The organism is Actinomadura madurae (assembly GCF_047130825.1).
Taxonomy (GTDB): Bacteria; Actinomycetota; Actinomycetes; order Streptosporangiales; family Streptosporangiaceae; genus Spirillospora; species Spirillospora madurae.
In genome coordinates, this window is record NZ_CP083237.1 from 4,912,500 (window position 1) to 4,936,361 (window position 23,862).

The following is a 23,862-nucleotide window of genomic DNA, read 5'->3' on the forward strand; positions in this document are numbered from 1 at the left end:
CGGTGTGCCGATCACGAAGTGTAGGACGCCTGCCGAGGTGGGACGCGGCGCGGGGAAAGCGTCAGTGGCTTTTACGCCCGGAAAGGCCGGACAGGTCTCGGGCGACGACCGTGTTCCGGTCGATAGAACGGTTTCCCAAGGACAGCTGCGGCCATTGCCCGGACAGTTCCTGCCGGCTGCGCTCGCTCCACGCCCGCGCCTCGTCACTGCGCGTCTTGTAGAAGTTGAGCGCGTAACCGCCTGAGTGCACGCGGAGCAGCGTGAAACCGCCCGGGTATTCCTTGACGGCCCCCACCTCCTGCTGGACGACCCTGGGCGCGAGAGGGAAGACCGAACGCTGGTTGCGGTGCGTGTGGCCCGCATGGTGGAGGAAGACGCCGGGAGCCCGGTTGTAGGCGGCGAGGATTCTCAAAGATTGGCCCGCGTCCAGGGAATGGGTTCCGGTTATGGCGAGCGGGTCGTTCTCGGTGAACAGCGGGTGGTGGCCGAAGACGATGGTGGGACGGTCGGGGTCTTTCTTCAACTCCGCTTCGAACCACGCGTGCTGGGCCGCGGAAAGACCGCCCGAGTCGCCGCCGTCACCGGGCTTGTCGTAGGTGTCCAGGCCGATGACGCGAAGGCCTTGGAGGTCGTGGGAGAAATAGGTCCGGCCGGACGGGAAGAACGCGTCCTTGAAGCAGTCGTTCCCCTGGTGCTCGCCGGGACTGCACGCGCTGTATGCCCCACCAGCGTGGGCCCGGTCGTGGTTGCCGCGGGCGATCAGATAGTCGCCGCCCAGCGCGCCGAACGTGTCGAGGATGCTCTTGGCGCTCGCGAGGTCGGCCGGGGCCGCCTCGCTCGACACGTCCCCGGCGGCGAGGAGGTAGTCGGCGCCCCGGCTGCGGGCGTCCGCCATCAGGGCCCTGGCCATCACCTCCGGATACGGCGGATGGCCGGGGACCTGCTCGATGCCCTTGATCCACGGCAGCCGGCCGACCAGCCCGGCGACCGTCTCGCCCAGGTGGAGGTCGTTGCAGAGGGCGACGGAGAACAGGTGGCGGCCCGGCGGCGGCTGCGGGGTCGTGAAGGAGAACACGTCCCCGTGCGGTGTACCGGCCGCCTGGCCCGCCGCCAGCCAGGTCGGCGTCGCCGCACGCCCTTCAGAACGGGCCTTGTAGTAGTACGTCCGGCCCGGCTCCAGGTCGGTCAGCTCGACGTAGTGGTACGGGGTGCCCGGCGCGCCGTGGGCGGTCCGCGTCAGGCGGGACGGGTGCGTCCCGTACAGCACCTCAGCGTCGGACGGGGCGGGCCGCATGCGGCCAAGGCCGTCGTCCGTCCCCGGGACGCCCGTGTACCAGGTGAGGACGGCCGTCGTCTCGGTGACGGTGACCAGCTCCAGGTTCACCGGCCGGACGCCGCCCGCCGCCCAGGCGGTGTCGGGCAGGAGGGAGGCGCCCGCGACGACGGCGCTCCAGCGCAGCAGGGCCCGGCGGCTCGGACGGCAGCAGATCATGATCGCTACCGTCGCACCGGCCCGGCCCCCGCACCAGACCCAAAGAGGCGGTCCCGGTCAGACCGTGACGGCGTTGAGGCGCTCCTCGCGGAGCCGCTCGGCCCAGGACGCGTCCAGCGGCGGGAGGTCGCGGCCGACGGCCCAGCGGAGCAGCAGGTCGGCCAGGCCCGGGTTGCGGACGAGCGCCGGCCCGTGCATGTACGTGCCGAGCACGCGCCCGCTGTAAGCGCCCTCGAACCCGTCGCCGTTGCCGACGCCGTGCAGGACCTTCGCGAACGGCCGGGCGTTCGGCCCGAGCTGCGTGACGCCCTGGTGGTTCTCGAACCCGGTGATGCGCGGGACGTTCAGCTCGCCCGCGACGTCCCCGACGATCTCGCCGACGGCGCGCTGCTCGCCGCGTCCCGAGCGGATGTCGAGGAGGCCGAGGCCCTGCACGGGCTGCCCCTCCTCGCCGCCGAACTCGTGCCCGAGAAGCTGGTATCCGGCGCACACGGCGAACACCACCGCCCCGGACTGGACGGCCCGCGCCAGCCCGCCGTCACCGCGCAGGCGCTGCGCGGCGAGGATCTGCGGACGGTCCTCGCCGCCGCCGAGCAGGTAGATGTCGCCGTCGGCGGGGACGGGCTCGTCCGACCGCAGGCTCACGGTCTCGGTCGGGATGCCGCGCAGCGCCGCCCGGCGTTCCAGGACGATCGTGTTGCCCTGGTCGCCGTAGGTGCTGAGCAGGTCCGGGTAGATCCAGACGATCTTGACCCGGTCGGAAGCGTTAGACGACACGGCCGTACCTCGTTCGGATGCTCTGGAAGGCGGTGTAGTTGGCGATCACGTCCAGGTGGCCCGGCGGGACGGCCATGACCGCCTGGTCGATGTCGTCCACGATCGTGAACGACACCTCCGCGGCCTCCAGCCGGGCGGCGAGGTCGATGCGGCGCTCGCCGGTCACCCACACGGGACGCCCCCGCAGGATGCGGTAGTCGACGTCCCACAGCCAGGACGTGTCGCGCCCGTCGGGCCCCTGCGCGTTGATCGACAGGGCGACCGGGCCGGGCACGGGCTGCAGGACGTCGAACGCCTCCAGCCACCCGGCCGGGTTCTTCGACAGCAGCAGCCGGATCGAGCGGCCCTCGTGCTCGACCGTCGTGTAGCGGCCGGCGACCGACGTGACCTGCGACAGCAGCGGCAGCGCCTGCTCGGGCGCGACGCCGAACTGCGCGACCACGGCCAGCGCGATCAGGGCGTTCGACCGGTTCGCGCGGCCCGGCAGGGACAGCCCGGTGAGCGAGTACGTCCGGCCGTCCGGCCCCGTGACCAGGTCGCCCTTCAGCGCCCAGTCGGGGCGGGGACGGGCGAAGTGGCACTGCCGGCAGCGCCAGTCGCTGTCCTCGTCGGTGTCCTGCCGGTCGAGGGGGCCGCCGCACTCGGGACAGCACCACGAGTCCTCGCGCCAGTGCTGGCCCGCGGCGACCCACGTGACGCTCTTGGCGGTGGACGCGCCCCAGGTGACCAGCGGGTCGTCGCAGTTGGCGATGACGTGGCTGGTCGGGGACGCCTCCAGCGCGCGCCGCCACTTGCCGGCCAGCAGCCAGATCTCGGCGGCGCGGTCCATCTGGTCGCGGCTCAGGTTCATCAGCGCGACGACGTTCGCCCCGGTCTCCTTCAGGACCATCGGGACGTATTTCTCGTCACACTCCAGCACGCCGTAGCGGGCGGACGGCGCGGACGCGAGCGCGGACACGTGCCCGGTCGGCATGTTCGCGCCGAACGCGTTGGTGGCGACCTCCCCCAGCGGCGTCATCGCCGAGGTGATCAGCCGGGTCGTCGTCGTCTTGCCGTTGGTGGCGCTGACGAGGACGAGCTTGCGGTCCTTGGCGAGCCTGGTCAGCAGTTCGGGGTCGAGCCGGAGACCGACCTTTCCGCCGATCACCGAGCCGTCCCCGCGGCCCGCCATACGGGACATCTTGGCGGCCGTACGACCGAGCGCGACGGCCAGCTGCGAACGCAGCGGAAGATCGCTCATGGACTCCGTCTTCTCTGGATGCGCCGGGAAACCGCTCCGAGCCTAGCCGCTGAGCGCGCCGCTCGCGGCGTGGCGGCGGGGTTCGCGGACGTCCCCGGTGCCGTGCGGACGCGATGTGAGCAGCATCACAGGATTCCAGGTAAACCAGTGATGAGTTTCTTGACCGATACCGACATGTCGTGATTCGGTGCGACCTCCGACTGCGGTGTGCCAGATTCCCAACCACGCGTCCGAGAACGGCGTCACCCACTACTTTTGTCGGGAGCCCTGCTGGTACGCGGGGAGGCGGTGCCCGCCCCGGCCGGCGGGCCTGGAGCGCAAGCGTGGGCAAGCGGCTAAAAGGCGAGGTCTGAGCGATGCAGTGTCCGACGTGCGGGAATGACACGCCTGGGACGCTCGGGAAGTGTTCGCACTGCGCGGCGCCGATCGACGTGTACTCGGTCGGGCCCGCCGTTCCGCTGGGCGCACCGGTCGCGGAGGCGCCGCCGGCCGGCGGCGCCGACGCGCTCGGCGACCGGACGATGATGGTGCCGCCACCCACGCCGTCCTGGGCCTCGTCGTCGGCGCCCGATCCGGCCGTGCCGTTGGGGGGCGCCTCGCCGCAGCAGACGTCGCCGGAGCCTCCCGCCCAGCCGCCGCTCCAGCTGTCGGTGGAGCCGACGGGGCCGACGCCGGCCGCCGCGTCCCCGCTGCCGGCCGCCGATCCCGAGGACACCGCGGCCTGGACGTTCGACCCGAACGACTACGACGAGTCCGGCGGGTTCAGCACCCCGCCGCCTCCGCCCGCGTGGGCGAACGAGCAGCCCGCGAGCGAGCCGCCGCCCGGGGGCGCGCCGGCCGGCGCCTTCGGCGTCGACGAGCAGCCGAGCGGCGCGCAGTCGATCGTCCCGGAGTCGTGGTTCGCGCAGCCCCGCAAGCCCGAGGCGCCGGAGGCCGAGGCGACGCAGGTGTGGGGGCAGCAGCAACCCGCGGGCGCGCCGCAGACGATGCTGGACGCCGACGCGACGCAGCTCGCCCCCGCGCCCATGAACCCCGGCATGCCCGGCCCGGGCCAGGGCTTCGGCGACCCGGGCTTCGGCGACCCGGGCTTCGGCGGCGGCATGGACCAGACGCGGATGGACCCGGGCTCACCCATGCCCATGGGGGCGATGGGTCCGGGGGTGCAGCCGATGGGGCCGGGCGGCCCGGGTTACGGCGGCTTCCCGCCGGGCCAGATGCAGCCCGGCCCTCTGCAGCCGGGCCAGGGCAAGGGCGGGACGAGCAAGCCGCTCGTCGCCGCCGTCGCCGCGCTGGTCACGGTCGCGGTCGGCGCGGTGGCGTTCGTCGCGTGGCCGTCCGGCGGCGACGACCCCTCGGCGGGCACGAACCCGTCTCCGGCCGCGTCCCAGACGCAGGTCGCCCAGAAGAACGCGATCCCGGCGGAGACCAGGCAGCAGGCCGCGGTGCTGAACAAGATCTTGAACGACAGCGTCGACACGCGCCGGGTCCTCGCCGGGGCGCTCGGCCGGGCCGGCAAGTGCAAGACGCTGCCGCAGGCGATCCAGGGGTTCCAGACGGTCGCGCAGCGCCGGACGAACCAGCTGAACCGCACCAAGGCCCTCAAAGTCGACAAGCTGGCCAACGGCGAGCGGCTGCGCACCTCCCTGTCGCAGGCCCTGACGGCGTCGCTCCAGGTCGACCAGGTGCTGCTGCGGTGGGCGCAGGCGAACCAGCCGCGCTGCAAGGGCAAGCCGCGTCCGAGCGCGGCGCGGGTTCCCGGACGCGCGGCCATCGAGCAGCGCGCGACGACGGCGAAGAAGCAGTTCGTCGTCCTGTGGAACCCGGTCGCGAAGAAGACGGGCCAGCCGCAGCGTAGCTGGAAGCGCGTATAACGGCCCGTAGCGCAGTATTGTCGGACCGTTCGTACTCACGGGGCAGGGGGCCGTCATGCGGTGTCCAAACTGCGGGACCGACACCTCGTCAGGGTCGCCCATGTGCACGCGCTGCAACGCGCCGCTTCCGCCGTCCGGCGGCGGGGACGCGACGGTACGCGACCCGCAAGGCGGCGGCGTGCCGGTGCCGCCGCCCTGGACGCTGCAGTGGGGCGCGCAGGCCGACCACACCACCCCGATGCCGCCGTCGGAGGAGCGGACGACCCATCTCTCGCCCGAACCGTGGGCGGAGCCCGCGATCTGGCAGCCGCCGGCGCCGCCGAAGCGCAGCAGGCTTCCGTACTTCCTGGGCGCGGCGGGGGTCGTCCTGCTGATCGGGCTGGCGCTGGCCATCGTGTTCTGGCCGAGCGGGTCCGAGACGACGCCTCCGGCCGCGTCCGAGCCGTCCGCCCAGCAGAGCCAGAGCGCCCCGTCCGAGACCGGGAGCACCGAGGGCGACTTCGACGCGCAGGCCAAGGCCGTGGACACGCTTCTGGACGAGATGGGCTCCACCCGCTCCGACCTCGGCACGGTGGTGGTCGGCGGCTGCTCGAGGGGCGGTCTGCAGCGCATCCTCAACGCGCGCCAGGGGCAGCTGGACGAGGCGCGCAATCTGCAGGTGAACGCGCTCGACAGCGGCGAGCAGCTGAAGGACGCGCTCGTCCGGGCGCTGGAGGCGTCGACCGAGTCGAACCAGCGCTACCTGGACGTCGCGCCCGGCTGCCCGTCCGAGGGCGAGGTGTCGGACATCAACCGGCGCGCCAGCGACGCCAAGACCGAGTTCATCGGCTACTGGGCGCCGGTCGCGGAGAAGGCCGGCCTTCCCGCCCGCACCGAGTCCGACATCTGAGTCAGCCGTCCTCGCGGGGCGGGTCGAGGAACGGCAGCCCCTTCGAGGGGTCCTCGAAGGGCGTGACGAAACGGTCGAACCAGCTCAGCACCGGCTCCAGCCATCCGGTGACGCGCATCGTCTCGGCCACGTGGTCGATCTGGTCGTCCTCGTCGAACCCGATCGCGACGACGGCGAGGTCCTGGAAGAAGCCCGACTGGTCGTCGTCGCCGTAGAGGGCCGTCAGGGCGATCGGACGGTTGCGTTCCAGCTCCATCGACAGCGGATGGCGGCGCAGGGCGCGCAGGCGGTGGCCCAGTTTCGCGTCCGGCGGCTGCTTGAGGCCGGGCAGCGGGTAGTCGAGGGGCGGCGCGAGAGCGTGCTTGTCGGGGACGGCGCCACCGTAGGGGAAGAGGCGGTCCAGCTCGTGCAGCCATTTGACCTGCGGGATCAGCCATTGCGGGCCGGGGGCGGCACCGGATGCGCCGCCGCCCAGCAGGCGTTGCGCGACCTCGGCGGCGGCGGCCGTCAGGTCGGACGGCGGGTAGGCGGTCCGCAGCGACCGGGACCGGCGCGTCACCGCCCGTTCCAGGACGGTCGCGAGCGCGCACTCGCGGAGCCTCGGCGCGAGGCGCGACCAGGCGCGCCCGAGTTCGGGCGGAACGGCCGGCATCGGACGGTTCACGACATGCGCGAGGACGAGCGTGTCGGCCCACAGCCGCAGCCACGCCCAGTCCGCGTGGCCCGCGATCAGGTCGGCCTCGCGGAGCTCCCACAGGGTGCAGGCGCGGCCCGACCGGCACTCGCAGCCGCAGGCCGCCGAGCGTCGCCCGTCGACCGGCGGGGGCGGGCCCGGCAGTTCGGCCTCGCGTCCCTCGCCCAGCGGGACGCGCACGCGCAGGGGTCGGTCCATGCCGTCCGCGAACACCGCGGCGACGCCAGGCCGTAGCGACACCACCTCGCGGGACTGGTCGCCGTCCAGGTTCATCGCCGCGCCGACCTGGTGCCGGTCGTCGTAGGCGGGCAGCCGGTGCACGACCTTCAGCGCCGTGTTCTTGATCACGTCCGGGACGAGCTTGGTCGGGATCTGCTCCGCCACGATGATGCCCTCGCCGTACGCGCGGATCTCCGCGAGCATCCCGGCGAACAGCTCCACCGCGTGCGAGCTGCCGCGCTCCGGGCCGCGGTTGCGCAGCAGCCGGTGCGCCTCCTCGATGACGATCACATGCCGCAGCGCCGGCCCGGCCGCGCGGTCGCGCCTGCGCTCGCGCATCCGCAGGTGCTCGACGATGCGGATGATGAGCGTCCCCATGAGGAACGCCTTGTCCTCGTCGTTCGCGACGTCCTCGATGGCGAGGACGATGTTGTCGCGCAGCATGCCGCCGATGTCGGCCGGGTGACCGCCCTCGAAGAACCGTCCCGCCGACCCGATGCGCAGCGACCTCAACCGCACGTCGACGAACCCCTGCACGTCGGCCATCAGCTCGCGCCCGTACCCGACGTCCTGGATGACCTGGAGCGCCGCGTTCTGCAGCTGCTCCAGCGTTGGGACCGCCGGCTCGATCAGCGACCCGGGCACGCCCGCGCCCGTCACCACGTCCCACCCGTTGTTCTCGTAGACGCGCTGGAGCGCCTGCGCCATGATCTGCGGGAACGGCTCCTCGGCGTCGAACGCGGCCTGGAACAGCGCCCGCACCATGTCGATGTGCGCCTGGACGGGATAGCCGGGCTCGGGCGCCAGCGGGTTCACCGACAGCGGCACGGCACCCGGGTCGGACGGGTTGACCACGGTCACCGGCCCGCCGAGGTCCCGGATCCGGCCCGCCATCGCCGCGTACTCCGACTTCGCCGGCTCGATCGCCAGCCACGGGACGCCCGCCCTGGTCAGCTGCTCCAGCAGATGCCGGACGGTCTGCGACTTGCCCGCGCCCGTCGCGCCCGTCACGAACACGTGCCGGTTGATGGTCGACCGGGGCACGGTGAACCGTCCGACCTCCCGGTCCTGCCCGTCCAGGATGGCGCCCAGCTCGATCTGCGGCTCGCCGCCCTGCGGGGTGGTCTCGGACGTGACGTCGAAGTACCCGGCGTCCAGCACCCGCAGCCCGGGGACCTCCCGCCGCGGCAGCCCGGCCAGCGCCGCCAGCGCCCCCGCCGTCGCGACGAACGGGAACCGCTGCTCCTCCGCCGCGGGACGAACCGGCGCGGGCGCCGCCCCGGGGCTCAGCATCTCCGCGAACGTCCCGCTCCCCTGCCCCGACCTGAGCCGGTACGGATGATGCCCGAGCTCCATCGACCCGACCAGCACGGGCGCGATCTGCCCCAGCTCGTCCTGCGACGCGGCCCCCGCGAGGACGCGCACCTGCCAGAGCCCGGCCTCGCGGAACGCGTCCAACTCCGCCAGCCGCTGATCAGCCCTGGCCACCGCCAGCCGCGCGTGCTCGTCCTCACCCCGCCGCAGCATCCGCAGCTCGTGGTGCAACTCGCGCATCTCGGTATCGATCAACCGCTCGTCACACGGATCGGCCACCACGAACCACCCGAACGGCCGCTCCATCAACGTGACGAGCGTCGCCTCGAACAGCCCGGGCCCGCCCTCGACGCCACCCCCCGGCGGTGCCAGCCGCCCGGGACACCGCGTCCACGTCATCCGCTCGGCCTGCCGCAACCATCCGTCCCCGATGGGCACCCCACGCGCCCCACTCGGGAACAGCAACCCATGCGTCTCGGCCCCGGCCTCCGGCGTCCCGATGGGCCCCGCGCTAGTGATCAGCTGAAGCGGCGCCCCACTCCCCGCCGACAACCACCCCACCACGAACGGCCGCCCCAGCCGAGCCGCCGACAAGGCCGCAGGCAGCACACTCACGAAGTCCCACTCGGCCGAGGCCCCTCGCTGAGGCGCCGGCACAGCCTGAATCCGATACCAGGGCCCCGGCAACACCACCGACCCCCCACCCAGAGCACCCGGCACCCGAGGAAACGGCGGCAACGACCCAGAAGACAACCCCACCCCAGCATCCTGACGCCCACAGCCCCCCAAGCCAATGCCCACCCAGGAAGACCTAAGAAGCCGACCATGCCCCGGAAAGGAGCACTTGACCTCAACAAAAGTCGAGGTTCTAGCGTGATGTGGTCCCACTGGTGAGGAGACACGCCTGATGACCACGACCGAGATCCCGAGCATCGACCAGATGAGCGATGAGGAGCTTGCCCGCCAGCCCGCCGCCTACTGGACCGGCGTCGCCTACGAGTCGGTGATCGGCTTCATCCGCGCGGAGCAGGCACGGCACGGCTCCACCCAGCCGCAGTTCTGGCTGCTGCGCAACCTCTCCCCCCACGACATCTCGCCCGACGGCCAGGGCATGACGATCCCCGAACTGGCCCACGCGATGCGCACCTACCTCCGCCCCGAGGACGATCTGGAAGCCGAGGCCGAGGCACTCCTCGCCCGCGGCTGGCTCCGGCGCGACGACGACGGCCGCCTGTGGATCACCCCCGAAGGCGAGGAGGGCCGACGAGCCATCAAGCAACTGGCGCCGGAGATCACCGCACGGATCCACGAGGGCATCGACGACGCCGACTACGTCGCCGCACTCAAGGTCCTGGGCCGAATGATCCGCAACACCTCCGGCCCGGGCTAGACCCGAACCTTCCTGGCACTACGCCCGTCCCCGCCTTCAATCCCGGTATGGCCAGATGCGTAACCTATACGTTACGCTTTCTCCGTGGACGACGTCGTCGGGGCGATCGCGGACCCGGTACGCCGGGAGATCCTGGTCATGCTGCGCCGGGGCAGGCTCTCCGCGGGTCAGATCGCCGCGCATTTCCAGATCAGCCGGCCGGCCGTGAGCCGCCACCTGCGCGTGTTGCGGCAGAGCGGTCTGGTGCGCGGCGAGGCGGTCGGCAGAAATCGGCTCTACGAGCTCGACGCCGGACGGTTCTCCGAGCTGTCCACGTGGCTCGCCCAGTTCGCCGAGCCGTCCGGCTGGGAGCACCGCTTCGACGCACTGGAGACAGAGGTCTACCGAACCAGGCGCGAGAACCGGTCCGGCCGGGCTCCCGCCCAGCCAAAGGAGGACACGGCATGAAACCGACCGCTCAACTTCTGCGTACCGGCACCGGAAGCGACCTCGTCCTCACCCGGACGTTCCGCGCGCCCATCACGGACGTGTGGGCCAGCGTCACCGACCCCGACCGCACGGCCCGCTGGTTCGGCCCCTGGAAAGGCGACGCCGCCCCCGGCAAGACCATCCAGGTCCAGATGGCCTTCGAAGAAGAAGAGCCATGGATGGACATGCACATCGACGCATGCGAGCCGCCGAAGCGGCTGGCACTGTCGGCGTCCGACGACTACGGCGACTGGCTCCTCGAACTGCATCTAGAGGAAGCGGACGGCACGACACAGTTGCGGTTCGTGCAGCACCTGGACTCCACCAAGGAGATCGGCGAGGTCGGCCCCGGTTGGGAGTACTACCTGGACATGCTCGTAGCCGCCCGTGAAGGCTCCCCCAAACCAGACTTCGCCGACTACTACCCCGCCATGAAGCCCTACTTCCTCGACCAGGCTTCACAGCTCTAACGTCCCGCCAGTCACGACGAGCGCGACGAACAGGGCCTCTGCGACAAGAAAGGGTGGTCGGCAACCGTTAGGCGAGAAGTGATGCGTCTGCGACGACCGCCCGCAGCTCGATGGGGAACTCTGGATCGGCCTGCCCTACCGAGAGCCCGACCCATCGCCCGGTTTCGGGCGGCCGCCAGACCAGCATGTCCGGGCCGAGCTGGCTGAGCTGCCCCATCGGCTCAGGTGCCGGATCCTCACTCCACAGATACGGTCCCAGATCGACCCGGTCCGGCGTGCCCCAGCGCGCGGTGAGCACCTCCACCAGCGCCTGGAGCGCAGTTTCGATCTGTGCCTCGGCAGCCTCGACGACATCGCTGTCGCGAGATTCCCAGAAGTCTTGGCTGGCCTGCAGGACTACCACGTGGTGGCCAGGGCCGCTGAAGCCGCCATGTGTCCACTCGTCCTGGTCACGGAAAGGCGCAGTGAGCAAGTCATCCACGATCGCAAGCTGGTCGGCCACCGCCATGCCACGAGGCTAGCGATCTCATGAAGGTAACGCACAAACCATCCCGGCTACACCAACCGCTCCCTGAGAAAAAACCGCTCCCGTCGCGCTTCAAGCCCCGGTGGTTGGCTGGCATTCGCGCAGGTACGGCGTGTCCGCGGCGGCAGGCCATTTCGCGTTAGGCAATCCCGAAAGGGCGGGGTCAGGTTGGTGGGGTCGGCTTTGTGGCGGCCGTTGGGTTTCATAGTCTCCCCCGCCGACAATCGCGGGGTCCCCTTCGGATCGCTGGCGCGGGTCACCCGCGCGGTCAGCTCTGGGATCTCGGCATCAGACCGGGGACGAACCACACGTAGCCACCTCGGGGGAAATGAGAGTCATCATGAACCCACGGCAGTTTCTCGGTCACTCATCGACCGTCCCCGTGGGACGCGCCGACGAGCCCGAAGATTCCTCACAGAGTCACTGAAGGAGCGCGAACCGCGGGGTTAGCCTGGCAAAACAGCGTCCTCATCTTCGCCACGCCGACTGGACGACCTCTCAACCCGGCCAACCTCACCCGCCGCTTCAGCAGCTTCCTCGAGAGGGCCGACCGCCAGCGCATCCGCTTCCACGATCTTCGACACTGGCGCTACGGCAACTCGAAGAGGGTTTTCCTCATTTTCGCGGTGCACGGATCAACCTGTCCGTCTTGCGCGGGATGAGAACGCTTCGCACTCAACTGGTGCGAAATTCCTCCACATCGGACCACTCCCAAACAGCGATACCTTCAAGTTGTCGAACCACCTCCCATACGGGAGCTACCGATCCACCCAGCGGAATATTGATTGCCACATGACGATCTCCGCTCCACTCTGCCTGCAAATCGGCATCACGAATGGCGGAAATAACACTATCTTTAGCCGACAAAAAGTCCTTCAAAGAAGGGGAAGAGGGGAAGAAAATTCGAAATACTCGATTTCCGGAATGTCGAATGATCTTATTAACACTTCTAGCTTCCTCGTCGAGCGAGACAACGTCACCCATCGCCAACCCGTAAACCCGGAAAGGCAAGCAGCAAACCTCATAATTTCGATCACTCAGAGGGCGCAGCCAAATTTGCTCCATCTGCCGAGGAAACCCGAAGGGTTCTAGATCGACCACGGCGATATGCGCCTGATCGGGCCTGATGACAGGCTCTTCATGAACAATGAAGCTGACTTTTGAACTCATAAAATACCCCTCTCGGGTGAAGATAGATCTATCCCGGCACACAATCTGCGCCGGGGTAGATCAACGCTCAGGACCGCGACTATCTCCTGATGTGAGGTGGCCAATGAGAAGGCGGCCAGGGGCCAGTATAACCGACCGGTGGATTCAGGGGGGCTCCGTGATCCCTCTTTGAGCTATTGCAGTGCCGACATACAGGCGTCGTATTAGCGTCGGTCAGATCACCATCACGAACGCGCGGCTCAACATGATCCACCGCTTGCGCGGGATTCATCCTGCAGTATGAACACAATGGCGTGGGAAGATTTGGATCCGCGTTAACTCCGATATTGTATTCACGAAGCATACTGGCGGGAATCCTTTGGCCCGCTCCAGGTCCTCCACTTGATCCAGCGGGGATGTCATAGATCGGCTCACCATTCACTCCGCAATCGATCGGCGTATTTGTATTGTGCGCCAGGACCGGCGTGGCTCCCGCCTGCACATAGTACGTGTGGGTGTTGGCGACGGTGAGGTTGTGGACGCTTTGGTGGTGGGTGGTCCAGTGCTGCGTGGCGGTGATCTGGACGTAGGTGCCGGCGCTGGTGCGGAGCCACATGCCGGGCTGGAGGTCGGCGGCCTCGACCCACTGGCTGATGTCGCCAGCAACCCAGAAGGGGTGGTTGTCGGTGGCGATGACCACGCCGCCCTTTGAGTTCCGGGGTTTGGCTGTGTTGCTCGTTGATCCGGTGAAGCTGGGAGCGTCGCCGTCCACTGTGATCTGGACGAGGTTCTTTTCGCCCTTGCTGGTGATCGTGCCCAGGACGGGCTGGGCTCGGGTTTCACCGCTTTCGGGGTCCGTGGCGAGCACCTTGTCGCCGACCTTGACATCTTCGATGGGTTTGCGGCTGCCATCGGCCATGAGGACCGTCGTTCCCGGTACGAAGCTGCTACAGGAACGGAGATTCTTTGACTTTCCCGGCTTCGAGCGTCCACCGCCGCCAAGCCCGCCCGGGTGGCCTACGCCGCCTTCCTGGCCGGGCTCGAAGCCCTTAAGGCCCAGGTTGAAGTATTGGAGAGGCGACAGATGGCTGCACTTGAATCCGCCGACCTTGCAGAGCAGGTCGCCGAACCTTGTGAGAATATCGATCTCGCCGACCGAACAGGCACCGTTGACCGCGCCCACGGCGCCTGGTGTGCAGGCAGGAAGTGAGTAGTGCCTGTCGTACCAGTTGTCGCTCTTGCTCCTCAGGAGCATTGCGCTCAAGAATGCAGCGCGGTAGGCAGCTGCCGAAGGCGCGTTGACAATGGTGGCACCAATGGTCGTCCGTCGCGGCATCCGATAGCCTTGAACTATTTGCGGCGTGTATTCTGGGGGGCCGCACATATCGTGGCCGCAGCCGCCGGTTTTGGCTGGTTTGCTGTGGCCTACGTTGATGACGCCGGCGCCGCAGATGTCCGGTGGGCATTGGCCGTCGGGGTCGGCGTGCGTCACCGGGTTGTTGTTGGCGTAGGTGTAGCCGTTCATCTGCTGGGGGTCGGCCTGGTCCATCACAGGGTCGACGGAGATGAAGCGGCCGGTGTCCGGGTCGTATTCGCGGGCGCCGAGGTGGGTGAAGCCGGTGGGGTCTTGCGTGCCACCGAGGAAGCCCTTGTCGCCCGGCCAGGTCGCGTCGTCGTCCATTCCACGGATCCCGCCGAACGGGGTGAAGCGACGAATGGTGCTGGATTGGGTGGCGGCGTTGATGGCGATCTGGTCGGTGCCCTGGTGGTCGCCGGTGAGGTAAGTCAAGGTGCCATCGGATGTGCGCATCGCGACGGTCTGGCCGGCGAAGTCGTAATAGCGAGTGCCGGTTGGGGTGGTGGCGCCGTTCAACGCGCGCAGTTCGGTGCCGCCGGGGAGGTAGAGGGTGGCGCCGGTCGGGTCCTTGCGGATGAGGCGGTTGCCGGTGGCGTCGGAGATGAAGGTCTCGTCATTGCCGTTCTCGGTGACCTTCGCCAGTTCACCCTCGGTGTCCCATTCCAGGGTCTGCCCGGTGCCCGGGGTGCCGGAGTCGACGGCACGGGTAATGGTGTTGCCGGTGGCGTCGTAGCCGTAGATGTCGGTGCGGTTTCCGGCGGGTCCGGTCTGGGTGACCTGGGTGAGGCGGTTGCCTTGTCCGGTGGGGGCGTAGGTGTAGGTGCGGACGGTGTCGGCCGCACCGCCGATACCGTGGCGGGTCTCGTTGGTGCGGTTACCGGCCTTGTCGTACCCGAAGCTCTGCCAGTACGGGGCTGGGCCGCCTATCACTGAGCTGGTCGGCTCGCTGGCGCAGGCGTCGGCGGTTCCCTGGGTCCAGGCTTCGGTCAGGCGTTGCAGGTGGTCGTAGGCGAAGCACTGGTTGTCGATGCCGTCGCGGGAGTTGTCAGTTATCGACGTGACGCTGCCGGCGTCGGTGTACTGGTAGGTGGCATTCCGGTCGTTGCCGTCGATGCCCTCGCGCAGCGTCTTCGCGGTATCGAGGCGTTGCGTCCCGTGCTGGTAGGTGAAGGTCTGCCAGGCGCGCTTGGGAGTTGTGCCCAGTTCGACGATGGACGGTTTACCGGTCGGTGTGTAGACGGTGTCAGCGACGTAAGTCGTGCCGGTGGTCGCCATACGGGTCGGCCGCAGCCAGGTGTCATAGCTGTTGACCAAAGTCTCGACAGGCAGGCCGCCTTTAGCGGGCAGAGAGTTGCTTTGAACGGTGCCGTCCAGGTTGTACTTGCTGGAGAACGTGTAGGCGCCGGCAAGTGCCCCCTGCTGGGACGGAATCGTGATGGTGATGGCCTCTGGCCTGCCGAGGGTGTCGTACTGGCGAATCTGGCTGGTGTATTCAGCGTCGTCCGCGTGACGGCTGGCAGTGGCGAGGGCGCCCTTGCCGCGGGTGACGGTGTCATAGGTGAACGAGGTCAGAAGCGGCCCGTCGGCGGCGCCGTCGTGGGTGGCTGTCTTACGTCCCAGGCCGTCGTATTCGGTGAAGACCTTTTTGCCGCGGGCGTCGGTGGTAGAGGTCAGCCGATCCAGGTCGTCGTAGGTGAAAGTGCTGGTGCCTTTGTCGGGGTCGGTCGTCTGGGTCTTGCGTCCACGTAGGTCGTAGGTGGTGGTGAAGGTGTTGCCGGAGGGGTCGGTGATCGATGCGATCTCCCCGGCAGGGGTGTAGGTGTAGTTAGTGGCGTCGAACTCACCGGACGGTGTCGCGGCCTTGTACTGGCGACGCTCGGTCACCTGGCCGCGGGCGTTGGTGATCTCTGCGGTGGGTGTGCCGCCGGCGGGCGGGGTCACGGAGACGCGGTTGCCGCCGCCGTAGGAGTAGGTGGTACGCCATAGTTCCTGATCCGGTTGGGAACCGTTGCCCGTGGTGAGCTTCTCGACGGTCTTACGGCCCAGGCCGTCGTACTCGGTGCGGGTCTGGGTCTCCACGTCGCCGGGGGTGCCGACGCCGAACAGGGCGGGTTCAGGGGCGCCGGAGGCCGGATAGGCGGCATACGCCTTGATGACCTGGCCTCGGTCGTCGTAGAAGGTGTCGGAGACCAGACGTCCGGTCGGGCCGGGCACCTGGATCTGCCGGGAGCGCAGCCACCCGTCCAGCAGCTCGACCTTCTCGACACGCTGCCCGCCGGTCGCCGTAAGGGCCTTGTCGGTGATCGCGACGATCTGCCCCTCGGCGACCCGGTACTCGAACTCGCGGTTGGGGTTCTGGTTGTTGGCCTTGGAGCGGTCGGGCAGCCACACCTTCCGCAAGCGGCCCAGCCCGTCGTACACCAGGTCCGTGTTCAGCCCGTTGGCGTCGGTGGTGCGTACCGGCTGCCCGAACGCCGGGTCCAGTTCCTCCGTGGTGGTCAACGCCGTACCGGCTTCGCCCGGCTCGGCCGGTGGGGTTGTGATCCGTTTGGCGGTGGTCAGCCCCTGGGTGTCGGTGTAGACGGTGGTCGTGGCGGCACCGAGCGCGTCCTTGACCTCTGTGACGCGGCCGAACGAGTCGTAGACATTGGTGGCCTGGGTCACGTATTTGGGAGTCGTTCCCTCGTAGTCGGCGAGCTTCTCGGCCTTGGTGATGTCGCCCTTGGACGGGGCGGCGCCGAACCCGCCGTTGTCGTAGTAGGTCCGCGTGTCGGAAACGACCTGGGCGGGCCGGTTCGGAGTGGTGGCACAGGAGACCGAGACGGTTTCCACCTTGGAGGGAAAAGACACCATCCAGGCATCGGTGTTGTCGGCGTAGTCGGTGCGCGTGCATTTGTCGTCGCTCGACGTGCCCGTGTCGCCGAGGTCGTTGACCGCGGTGATCCGGCCGATGCCCGGGCCGGAACCGGTGTAGGTGTTGTCGGTCCTGGTCTCGGTCCAGCCGCCGCCGTCCTTGGCCGTCCATGTGCGGGTGCTGCCGACCGCCACCACATTCGCGGTGGTGGTGCCCCAGGGCCGGGTGCGGGACGCGGTCTGGACCCGCCACGGAGCGTTGACCGTCTTCGCGTGAACGCTGCCGTCGGGTTTGGTGTATTGGGCGGTCTTCAGCGAGAACCCGGCGAGCGCGTCGTGGTCGGTGTGGGTGCCGCCCTCACCGTCCGCAACTGTGACGGATTTGGTGCCGCCGTCCTTGTTCTTGCGGTCCCCGTCCATCCCGCGCAGGTACAGCGTGTCCGACCGCGTGGCGGGAGCGGCCGGGTCGCCGGTGAAGGTGCGGACCTGGCCGTAGCCGCGCCATTGTGACCAGGTCTTCTCCTTCTCCTTGGTCAGGCCGTCATCGTTGTCGTAATGCCAGGCGGCATCGCCCACGTATTCGTACTTGGTGCCCATGTCCGGGGCCAGGCCGGTGCGGTCGGTCTGGATGACCGAGGTCACCACATATTTGTGGAACCAGTCGGTGATCGGGTCTTCCCGTCCGGGCGGTGTCCAGATCACCGGCATGCAACGTGTCGTGTTCGTCTCCGGGGTCGGCAGATCCGACAGCGAACAGTCCGGCTCGGAGTAGGCGATGTCGATCTGGCCGCCCGACTCGTCATAGATGGCGCCGAGCCGGTAGCGGATGTAGGGCAGGATGTCGTCGCCGGTCCTGTCCAGCCGGTTCGGCAATTGGACGTGGTTGAAGGTCACCTTCGGGAGCGAGACCGCACCGCCGCCGTCGGTCGCGGCGTGCCCGGTGTGCGTGATCTCCTTGAGCAGCAGGTCGCGCTCGACGTCCGCCAGTCCCCACTGATGATCCATCGACCATGAATCCACCGGTCGGTAGTCCGACCCGTCCGGCTTGAGGATCTGGGTGGTGACCTTGGTCAGCCGCTTACGAGACCAGAACGTCGGCGACAGAGAGCCGTGGGTGTCCTTGCATTGCTGTCCGGAGTTGCAGTTCAGGTCCCACGGGACGTCCCACCAGTGGTCCGGCTTGTCGCCGATCTTCGCCGGGTCACAGTCGAAGTCCTCGTCCGGGATGCAGCGTTCGGAGGTGGCGAACGAGACCTGGGCGGGAGCCTTGGCGAACAGGGCGTCCTTGCGCAGGCCATAGGAGATCGTCTTCAGGTAGCCACCGCGGACGTACGGGGTCTCGTCCTCGGGTTCGATATTGCGGCCGTAGTGATTGGTCTCCTGGCCGTAGGTGTAGGTGATCGCGTTACCGGACGGGTCGACGACATAGTCCAGATTCCAGCGGTAAGCCTGCTGGCACCACGAGCTCGCGAAGGTGGAGTCATGACAGGGCTCACCGGAGTCGTCGCCGAAGACGGGCGCCGTCCAGGTCGAGTTGGTTTCCGGCTTGCCGCTCGTCCAGTTCGGCAGCCTGTTCAACCCGAAGAAGTACTGGGTGCCGTCAGTGGTCGTGACCTTCCAATACTCGCCGTTGTCGTCACCATTTTCGGTGGCAGAGCCGGTGAGCTTCTCGAATTTGGTGCCGTCGTCGTTCTTCATCCGCCAGCTGCCGTCGGCGGCTTTGATCAGCTCCCCGCCCTTGCCGTTCCAGGTGACCGTCGCGTTGTCATACCCCCAGCATTGGTCACCGGGAGAGTTCCCGAATTCGTCCTTGGGAGCATCGTCGTCCTCGCACGACTTGTAGCGCCGTTCGATGAAGCCGGGCCACAGGTCGAATCCCTCACCGGCCCATGAGGGCTGCCCGTTGGTGTTGGCGGTCTTGCCGTCCACGCTGCCGGAGGAATAGGTCAGCTGTACCTTCGGTGTCAGCCCGCCGGGAACGGGCGGGACGCGCATCGGATATGACCAGCCGAAGTCCCCGGAGTTGCCGCCGGCGCCCCACGTCGCCGATGCCTCTAGGGATGTCGCCTTGTAGTCGCCTTGTGAGCTGCCGGAATCGGCGGCCGCGACCAGCAGGGTCGCGTTCTGTCCCGACGCCACCGCCGGTGAGCCCGAGACGGCGGACGGGACGGCCTCGACATCGGCGGTCAGTGTCTTGGCGGCCGTGTCGTTGCGTGCCGTCACCGGCTTGGGCGTTCGGCATTCCTGCTTGTCCGGCGTGCTCAGGGCGCATTGCGGCAACTGGAGGAGTCGCAAACGCGCACCGTAGGCGCCGCCGAACGCCTGCGCGAACGTCGAGTAGTCCAGTCGTACCCTTACCCGGCCGGGCGTCCCCGCGTCTGTGCGCGCCACTGTGAGAGCAAGACCGTCCACACCGAGCCCTCGGCTGGTGTGCTGGTCAAGGACCTGCACCCGCACACGACCCGCCGTGGGGACGGCCCTCGCCGAACGTGGCTGTTCAGCGGGCGGCAACACTCGCACCGGCAGTTCGCCCGCGCGCACACCGGCGGTCTTCGTGCTGGGCGGGACTGCGACCTCGGCCGAACCTACCTGCGGCCATGCCGCCTTCGCGGCGGGCCCGGCTTCGACCGGATCGGTCTTGCGTGGGCGGACCTTCAGGTCGTGTCCCGGCACCGGCGTCTCATGGTTCCCAACCTTGGGGCGGTGGGAGTTCGGCGAATCGGCCAACGCCGGCGGGACCGACAGCAACCCGGCGGGCATGGCGACGGCGAGCACCGCCGCAACAGCAGCCACAGCCCGACGTGATCCCAGCACTAGCCTTGTGCGCCGGGTGCGACCAGACATTCTCCGGCCTGCGTTCACGACATCCTCCATCGCTACCACCCCAGGGCATGGGGCGCTTCAGAGATCACGAAGAGAAGGGGTGGGACTCGGCTTGCCCGCCGCTGCCGACCATGACGGGAACGGCGGGCCCGGATGGGGCTAGGGGCCGTCCTCGGTGGGGAGCTCGATATCGCCGGCCAAGGACTGGATTTGCTCCGTCGTCAAAGCACCCTGGTAGGCCCACACGTCATCCACGGCATCGGTCCAGTACTCGGTTCCGTCGGCGGCGCCGAATTTGGTGCGGCCCACCTGAAGGCCACCGTTGCCCGCGGCTTTGAATCCGGTGATCTGGTCTTCTTGGGAGACCCCGTCGGCGGTTTCCTCCAACTGTCCGTCGACGTACAGGCTGACGCGGTCGCGTAGCGCGTCGTACACCACTGCCACATGCGACCAGTCCTGCGGGACGAAACCCGAGTGCGACGCCGTCAACGCCGGGGCGGCTCCGTCATCGGAGTTACGCATCACGACCTGCCAGCCGCCCTGCTCGGCCGGATCCTCGCCGGGGACGTACCGAAGCGCGAAGGAATTGATATTGGCTCCCGGCTGGGAGAAGACCGTCGTCGGCTGCTGGGGCCGGCCATCGTTGCGGACCCAGCCGGTGATCGTGAAGCTCTTGTCGGTGTCCACGACGGGTTCGGGTGTTTCCGCGAATGCCTTCTGCGCCGGGTTGAGCCTCAAGCCCGCCGGTGACACCCATCCGCCGAAGCCCGCCGTGGGGTCGATGGCCGCACCGTTGTGCATCACCAGCGATGGTGCACCCGCGGGCTCACCCGATCCGTCCGTGTTGAGGATCCATCGGGCTCTGAGCACTGGCTGCTGGGTGACCATCTCTTCGGCTTCTTGCCGGCCCACCACCCGGTCGTAGACGCGAACGTCGTCGATCAGGCCGGCCCAGTCGTCGACCGGGGTGGCGGCCCATTGGGCGCGCCCAATCTCCAGGCCGCCGGTGGCGAGCCAGCGCGAGGTCACCTCAGGGCTGTCGATGCCCCGCTGACCGTTGACGTAGATCTGCAGCCGCTTGGATGTGTCGTCATAGACCCCGACCAGGTGGGTCCACTCGTCGGTCTGGGCGGGATCCTTCGACGTGGCCTGATACCAGTCAGGATCGTCGCCATCCTCGCCTGTTCGTGCGAACACCCATCGGTGGGTGGCCTCGACGTACTTGAGATAGAAGCCGCTGTGGTAGTTGCCACGGGCCGAGACCGCAGTGAAATTGCTCGTGGGTGAGGGAGCCGCTCCGTCGACCTTCACCCAAGCTGATACTGCGAAACTGCGCAGAGTGTTGACCACAGGACGATCAGTGGCAGCGTACTGATGGGCGGTATTGTCGAGGTCCAGCGCAGTCTTCACTTGACCTGGCCTACCGAGGGTGGCTCCGTTGTAAAGGGTCGCCCTCCACGGAGCTATAGGGCTGTACACGCGGGGTGCGCCCTGCGCCTCGTCCAAGTTCCAGTGCGCGACCAGATCGGTTCCTGTGGGCGTGGTTCCCGTGGCGAGTTGCTGTGCCTGTGCGTCCGACAGGGGGCGGCCGAACACCTTTACGTCATCGATCAAGCCCGGCCAGTTGTTGACGAAGAAGCCGTTGTAGAGACTCCGACCAATCTGGATCGGGCCATTGGTCTTCAGCGGCGTCACCCCGTTCGTGGTCGCCTGGAGCTCGCCGTTCACGTAAAGCCGCATCTGTGCGGCGCTCTTGTCGTACACGCCGATCAGGTGGCTCCACTCTCCGAGCGGGAGCGGCGCATCGTCCACGGCCCACTGCCAGGGTGTGCCGTCCGTGTTGTTGTCGACGGTCGGCCACTCGAATATGGCCGCACCGTCGGCGTGCATGCCCAAGACGAAGCCGCTTTGGTATGTCCCAGACTGCGCAAGGAGCTCGCCCTGCTTGTGCTGAGTGGGCTTCGCCCAGGCCGAGACCGTATAGCTCTCGGTGGTGTCGACTATCGGCAGGCTGCTCTCCGCAGAACCGCTGACGCCGTCCAGGCTCAGCGCCGTTCCGATCTTGCCTTCGGCTCCGAGCGTTGCCGAGCCCAGCACGTGTGCCGGTCGTCCCGGACCTGTGGACGCCACCGCAGTCGCTCCGGCGCCTTCGTCCATGCTGAATCGAGCCACCGGATCGGATCCGGTGTTCGCCCGGAATTCGTAGGAGACCGCCGGTCCGTTCTGGTTGGAGGGGGCGAAAGCCTGCACGGTGAGGATGTTGGGGCCGGAACGGGTAGGCGCGATCTGCACTTGTCGCGGTGCGCCGGCGGCCGTGGTCACCGTTCGCGCGGGTTCGTCGTTGAGTGTGATGACGTACCGGTCGGCGACGCCTTCGGAGTCGGCGATGGTGAAGGTACCAGGCTGTCCGGCGCCGCCGTGCCAAGCGTCATCGGCGGGGTAGTCGGTCGAGGTGACGGTGGGTTTGGCCGGCACCGCCGGGTCGTAGTAGAAGTAGCAGCCGGTTTGGGCACCGACGTAGCTCCAGGGTCCCCACTGCTCACCGTCCCAGGCGCGTACACCCCAGCCGATCTTCGTCTTCTGCGGGATCGTGGACGGCAGTTTTACCGAGAACCGGCTGCCGGACGTCTTCGCCGGTGTGAGCGACGATGTCCATTTCGGCCCCCAGTCCGACCCATCGGCGTTGTTGGCCCAGTGCAGTGTGAACTGTCCCTGCACCTTGTTCTTGTCCTCGGTATCGGGATCCTTCAGGTAGGCGTACACCGTGGAAATGTCGTTGACCGGTTTGGCCTGGCCGCTGTCGACGCACTTGGTTCCCGGGTCGGCGAACATCGTGTCGGTGTCAGGCTGCCTGGGTGGATTGTTGTACTGCACCTTTAGATACGCGTCGTCGGCGAACCGCTTCCACCAGTCCATCGATGACTCGCTGTAGGCCTTCAGTCCGAGCGTGATCGTCCCGTAGCCCTTGTTCACCGCGTCCTGGACGTGCGACCGCAGCTTCGCGCCGCCGAACTCCACCGGAGCTCTGGAGCAGTACGCCACATCCCTCGCGGCCAGTTGCTCCATCCACACGGACGAGTTGTTCGTGTTGTTCCAGGTGGCGTAGGACTGGAGGGTGGCGGTCCGCCACAGCTGGACCGACGTGGGATTATCGCAGTTGTAGGCGCTGGTCTCATACGCCGCGAACTCGACGTTCTGGATGTAGCGGCCCTTCACCGCGGGGAGTGGCATCCGGAAGAACAGGCGCTTGGTCTGGTTCTTCACACAGTTGGGATCCTTGGCGACCTCACAGCGGCCGACCCCCTCGGTCGAATTGCCGGCGAACTTGTAGTAGGACTCATCCGGCCAGCCCGATGAGACCATCCCCCAACTGGTCGCCTTCTTCGTCTCCCATACCGGGTCGATGTACACGGGGAACACCGTGTCGGACGCCGAAAGCAGGCCCTGGTCCGGCGTCAGTGTGATGCGTCCGTCCCCCACCGCGACCCCGATCCGTGCGGTCTTGGCGCCCTGCGGGGGGCCGGCCGCCGGATCGGTATCCGCCGCACGTGCGCGAGCCTGCGCCGTCGCCGGCTCGGCTTGCGAGGAGTCCCACATCCGCGGGGTGGGCGCCTCGAACACTCCCGCGCCCGAGCCGGTATCGGCCGCCGTCAGGACTCCGCCCTGGCCCTGGCGCACCGACAGGCGACTGGTCGACAGCGCCATCGCCACCTTCGCCACCCGCGGATCCTTGGCCGCCTGCGGGGTCTTGACCACCAGGACATGCGCGAACCCGCCCGGCCGCGCCTGCAAACGCAGATCCACCTCAGGGCCCGCGACGCCCTTGTACACCGCCGTGTCACCATCCAGAACCGGCTCCGGCAGCCGCTGCGGCCACGACAGCGACAGCTTGCGGCCCGACCGGGTCATCTGCACCAGCGGACCGTCGCCACCGGACGAGAACCGAAGTCCGACCGTCGTCGCGGTGGGGACGATCCCGTCGCCGGAACGGCGGAGCGCGGTGTCGATGTCCACCCACTTGGCGCCTTGGCGAGTGCGGATGGGCTGCATATGCTGCTCGATCTCGATCCGGCCGTTCGGCAGCGCACGCACCGTGTGGGTCTCTCCACGCCTTGACGTGATCTCCACCGGCGCTCCGGACCGCTTCGCCTGCGCGACCGCCTGCTGCTCGGTCGCCGCCGTCTTCGGCTCATCGGCGTGAGCCGCCGTCTGCGGCAGCACCGATACCAAGGGAACCTGGAGCAGGCCGGTGACCATTACCAGGGCCACAAATGCGGCCGCCGCAGCCGAACGCCGCCACAACATGAAGCGAAGAACGGACGCACAACGA

13 protein-coding genes are annotated in these 23,862 nt (G+C 68.2%); 5 read left to right on the forward strand and 8 right to left on the reverse strand.

Features of this window, described 5'->3' with window-relative positions; translation table 11 throughout:
* Positions 1-61 precede the first annotated feature (61 nt).
* From K8Z49_RS22195 to K8Z49_RS22205, 3 genes are read right to left on the reverse strand one after another with little or no spacing between them, the layout of a single operon-like run.
* Entirely contained in the window at positions 62-1,492 is a 1,431-nt protein-coding gene (locus K8Z49_RS22195; protein WP_412520592.1) for a metallophosphoesterase, read from the reverse strand.
* Between the two features lie 57 nt (positions 1,493-1,549).
* Entirely contained in the window at positions 1,550-2,269 is a 720-nt protein-coding gene (locus K8Z49_RS22200; protein WP_021594544.1) for a type 1 glutamine amidotransferase, read from the reverse strand.
* Positions 2,259-3,509, reverse strand: coding sequence for a Mur ligase family protein (locus K8Z49_RS22205; protein ID WP_111830296.1), 1,251 nt, complete (start codon positions 3,507-3,509; stop codon positions 2,259-2,261). The genes K8Z49_RS22200 and K8Z49_RS22205 overlap by 11 nt, the downstream gene beginning before the upstream one ends.
* A 356-nt stretch (positions 3,510-3,865) precedes the next feature.
* Between K8Z49_RS22205 and K8Z49_RS22210 the strand changes: the two genes are divergently transcribed.
* Together K8Z49_RS22210 and K8Z49_RS22215 are read left to right on the forward strand one after the other, a co-directional pair.
* A complete protein-coding gene (locus K8Z49_RS22210) occupies positions 3,866-5,380 on the forward strand; it encodes a hypothetical protein (protein WP_412520595.1) in 1,515 nt (504 codons plus the stop codon).
* A gap of 100 nt (positions 5,381-5,480) precedes the next feature.
* Positions 5,481-6,269, forward strand: a complete 789-nt coding sequence (locus K8Z49_RS22215) for a hypothetical protein (RefSeq protein WP_412520597.1) — start codon at positions 5,481-5,483, stop codon at positions 6,267-6,269.
* Between the two features lies 1 nt (position 6,270).
* On the opposite strand, the gene K8Z49_RS22220 is transcribed toward K8Z49_RS22215, so the two are convergent.
* A complete protein-coding gene (locus tag K8Z49_RS22220) occupies positions 6,271-8,934 on the reverse strand; it encodes an ATP-binding protein (protein WP_412520599.1) in 2,664 nt (887 codons plus the stop codon).
* 469 nt (positions 8,935-9,403) lie between these two features.
* Here K8Z49_RS22220 and K8Z49_RS22225 point away from each other — a divergent pair, with 469 nt between their 5' ends.
* From K8Z49_RS22225 to K8Z49_RS22235, 3 genes are all read left to right on the forward strand, one after another.
* The gene (locus K8Z49_RS22225) at positions 9,404-9,886 is read left to right on the forward strand and encodes a transposase (protein WP_075021405.1); all 483 of its coding nucleotides are present in this window, start codon (positions 9,404-9,406) and stop codon (positions 9,884-9,886) included.
* 84 nt (positions 9,887-9,970) lie between these two features.
* On the forward strand, positions 9,971-10,333 hold the full coding sequence (locus tag K8Z49_RS22230; protein WP_083597669.1) for a metalloregulator ArsR/SmtB family transcription factor: 363 nt from the start codon (positions 9,971-9,973) through the stop codon (positions 10,331-10,333).
* A complete protein-coding gene (locus K8Z49_RS22235; protein ID WP_412520602.1) occupies positions 10,330-10,824 on the forward strand; it encodes an SRPBCC family protein in 495 nt (164 codons plus the stop codon). The genes K8Z49_RS22230 and K8Z49_RS22235 overlap by 4 nt, the downstream gene beginning before the upstream one ends.
* A gap of 67 nt (positions 10,825-10,891) precedes the next feature.
* Here the strand turns inward: K8Z49_RS22235 and K8Z49_RS22240 are convergent, their stop codons facing one another.
* The 4 genes from K8Z49_RS22240 to K8Z49_RS22255 form a co-directional block, all read right to left on the reverse strand.
* A complete protein-coding gene (locus K8Z49_RS22240) occupies positions 10,892-11,332 on the reverse strand; it encodes a hypothetical protein (protein ID WP_412520604.1) in 441 nt (146 codons plus the stop codon).
* Positions 11,333-12,025: 693 nt separating this feature from the next.
* Positions 12,026-12,520: a DUF4265 domain-containing protein gene (locus K8Z49_RS22245; RefSeq protein ID WP_412520606.1), complete on the reverse strand. Its 495-nt coding sequence runs from the start codon at positions 12,518-12,520 to the stop codon at positions 12,026-12,028.
* 79 nt (positions 12,521-12,599) lie between these two features.
* Positions 12,600-19,502 (reverse strand): RHS repeat-associated core domain-containing protein, encoded by a 6,903-nt coding sequence (locus K8Z49_RS22250; RefSeq protein ID WP_412520608.1) that lies wholly within the window; start codon positions 19,500-19,502, stop codon positions 12,600-12,602.
* Between the two features lie 189 nt (positions 19,503-19,691).
* On the reverse strand, positions 19,692-23,837 hold the full coding sequence (locus K8Z49_RS22255) for a LamG domain-containing protein (protein ID WP_412520610.1): 4,146 nt from the start codon (positions 23,835-23,837) through the stop codon (positions 19,692-19,694).
* Positions 23,838-23,862: the final 25 nt, after the last annotated feature.

Excerpts from the sequence above, each read along its gene's own strand:
- K8Z49_RS22210 (WP_412520595.1), top strand. The coding sequence starts at position 3,866 with ATGCAGTGTCCGACGTGCGGGAATGACACGCCTGGGACGCTCGGGAAG.
- K8Z49_RS22235 (WP_412520602.1), top strand. The coding sequence starts at position 10,330 with ATGAAACCGACCGCTCAACTTCTGCGTACCGGCACCGGAAGCGACCTC.
- K8Z49_RS22215 (WP_412520597.1), top strand. The coding sequence starts at position 5,481 with ATGTGCACGCGCTGCAACGCGCCGCTTCCGCCGTCCGGCGGCGGGGAC.
- K8Z49_RS22205 (WP_111830296.1), bottom strand. The coding sequence starts at position 3,509 with ATGAGCGATCTTCCGCTGCGTTCGCAGCTGGCCGTCGCGCTCGGTCGT.
- K8Z49_RS22195 (WP_412520592.1), bottom strand. The coding sequence starts at position 1,492 with ATGATCTGCTGCCGTCCGAGCCGCCGGGCCCTGCTGCGCTGGAGCGCC.
- K8Z49_RS22255 (WP_412520610.1), bottom strand. The coding sequence starts at position 23,837 with ATGTTGTGGCGGCGTTCGGCTGCGGCGGCCGCATTTGTGGCCCTGGTA.
- K8Z49_RS22225 (WP_075021405.1), top strand. The coding sequence starts at position 9,404 with ATGACCACGACCGAGATCCCGAGCATCGACCAGATGAGCGATGAGGAG.
- K8Z49_RS22240 (WP_412520604.1), bottom strand. The coding sequence starts at position 11,332 with ATGGCGGTGGCCGACCAGCTTGCGATCGTGGATGACTTGCTCACTGCG.
- K8Z49_RS22245 (WP_412520606.1), bottom strand. The coding sequence starts at position 12,520 with ATGAGTTCAAAAGTCAGCTTCATTGTTCATGAAGAGCCTGTCATCAGG.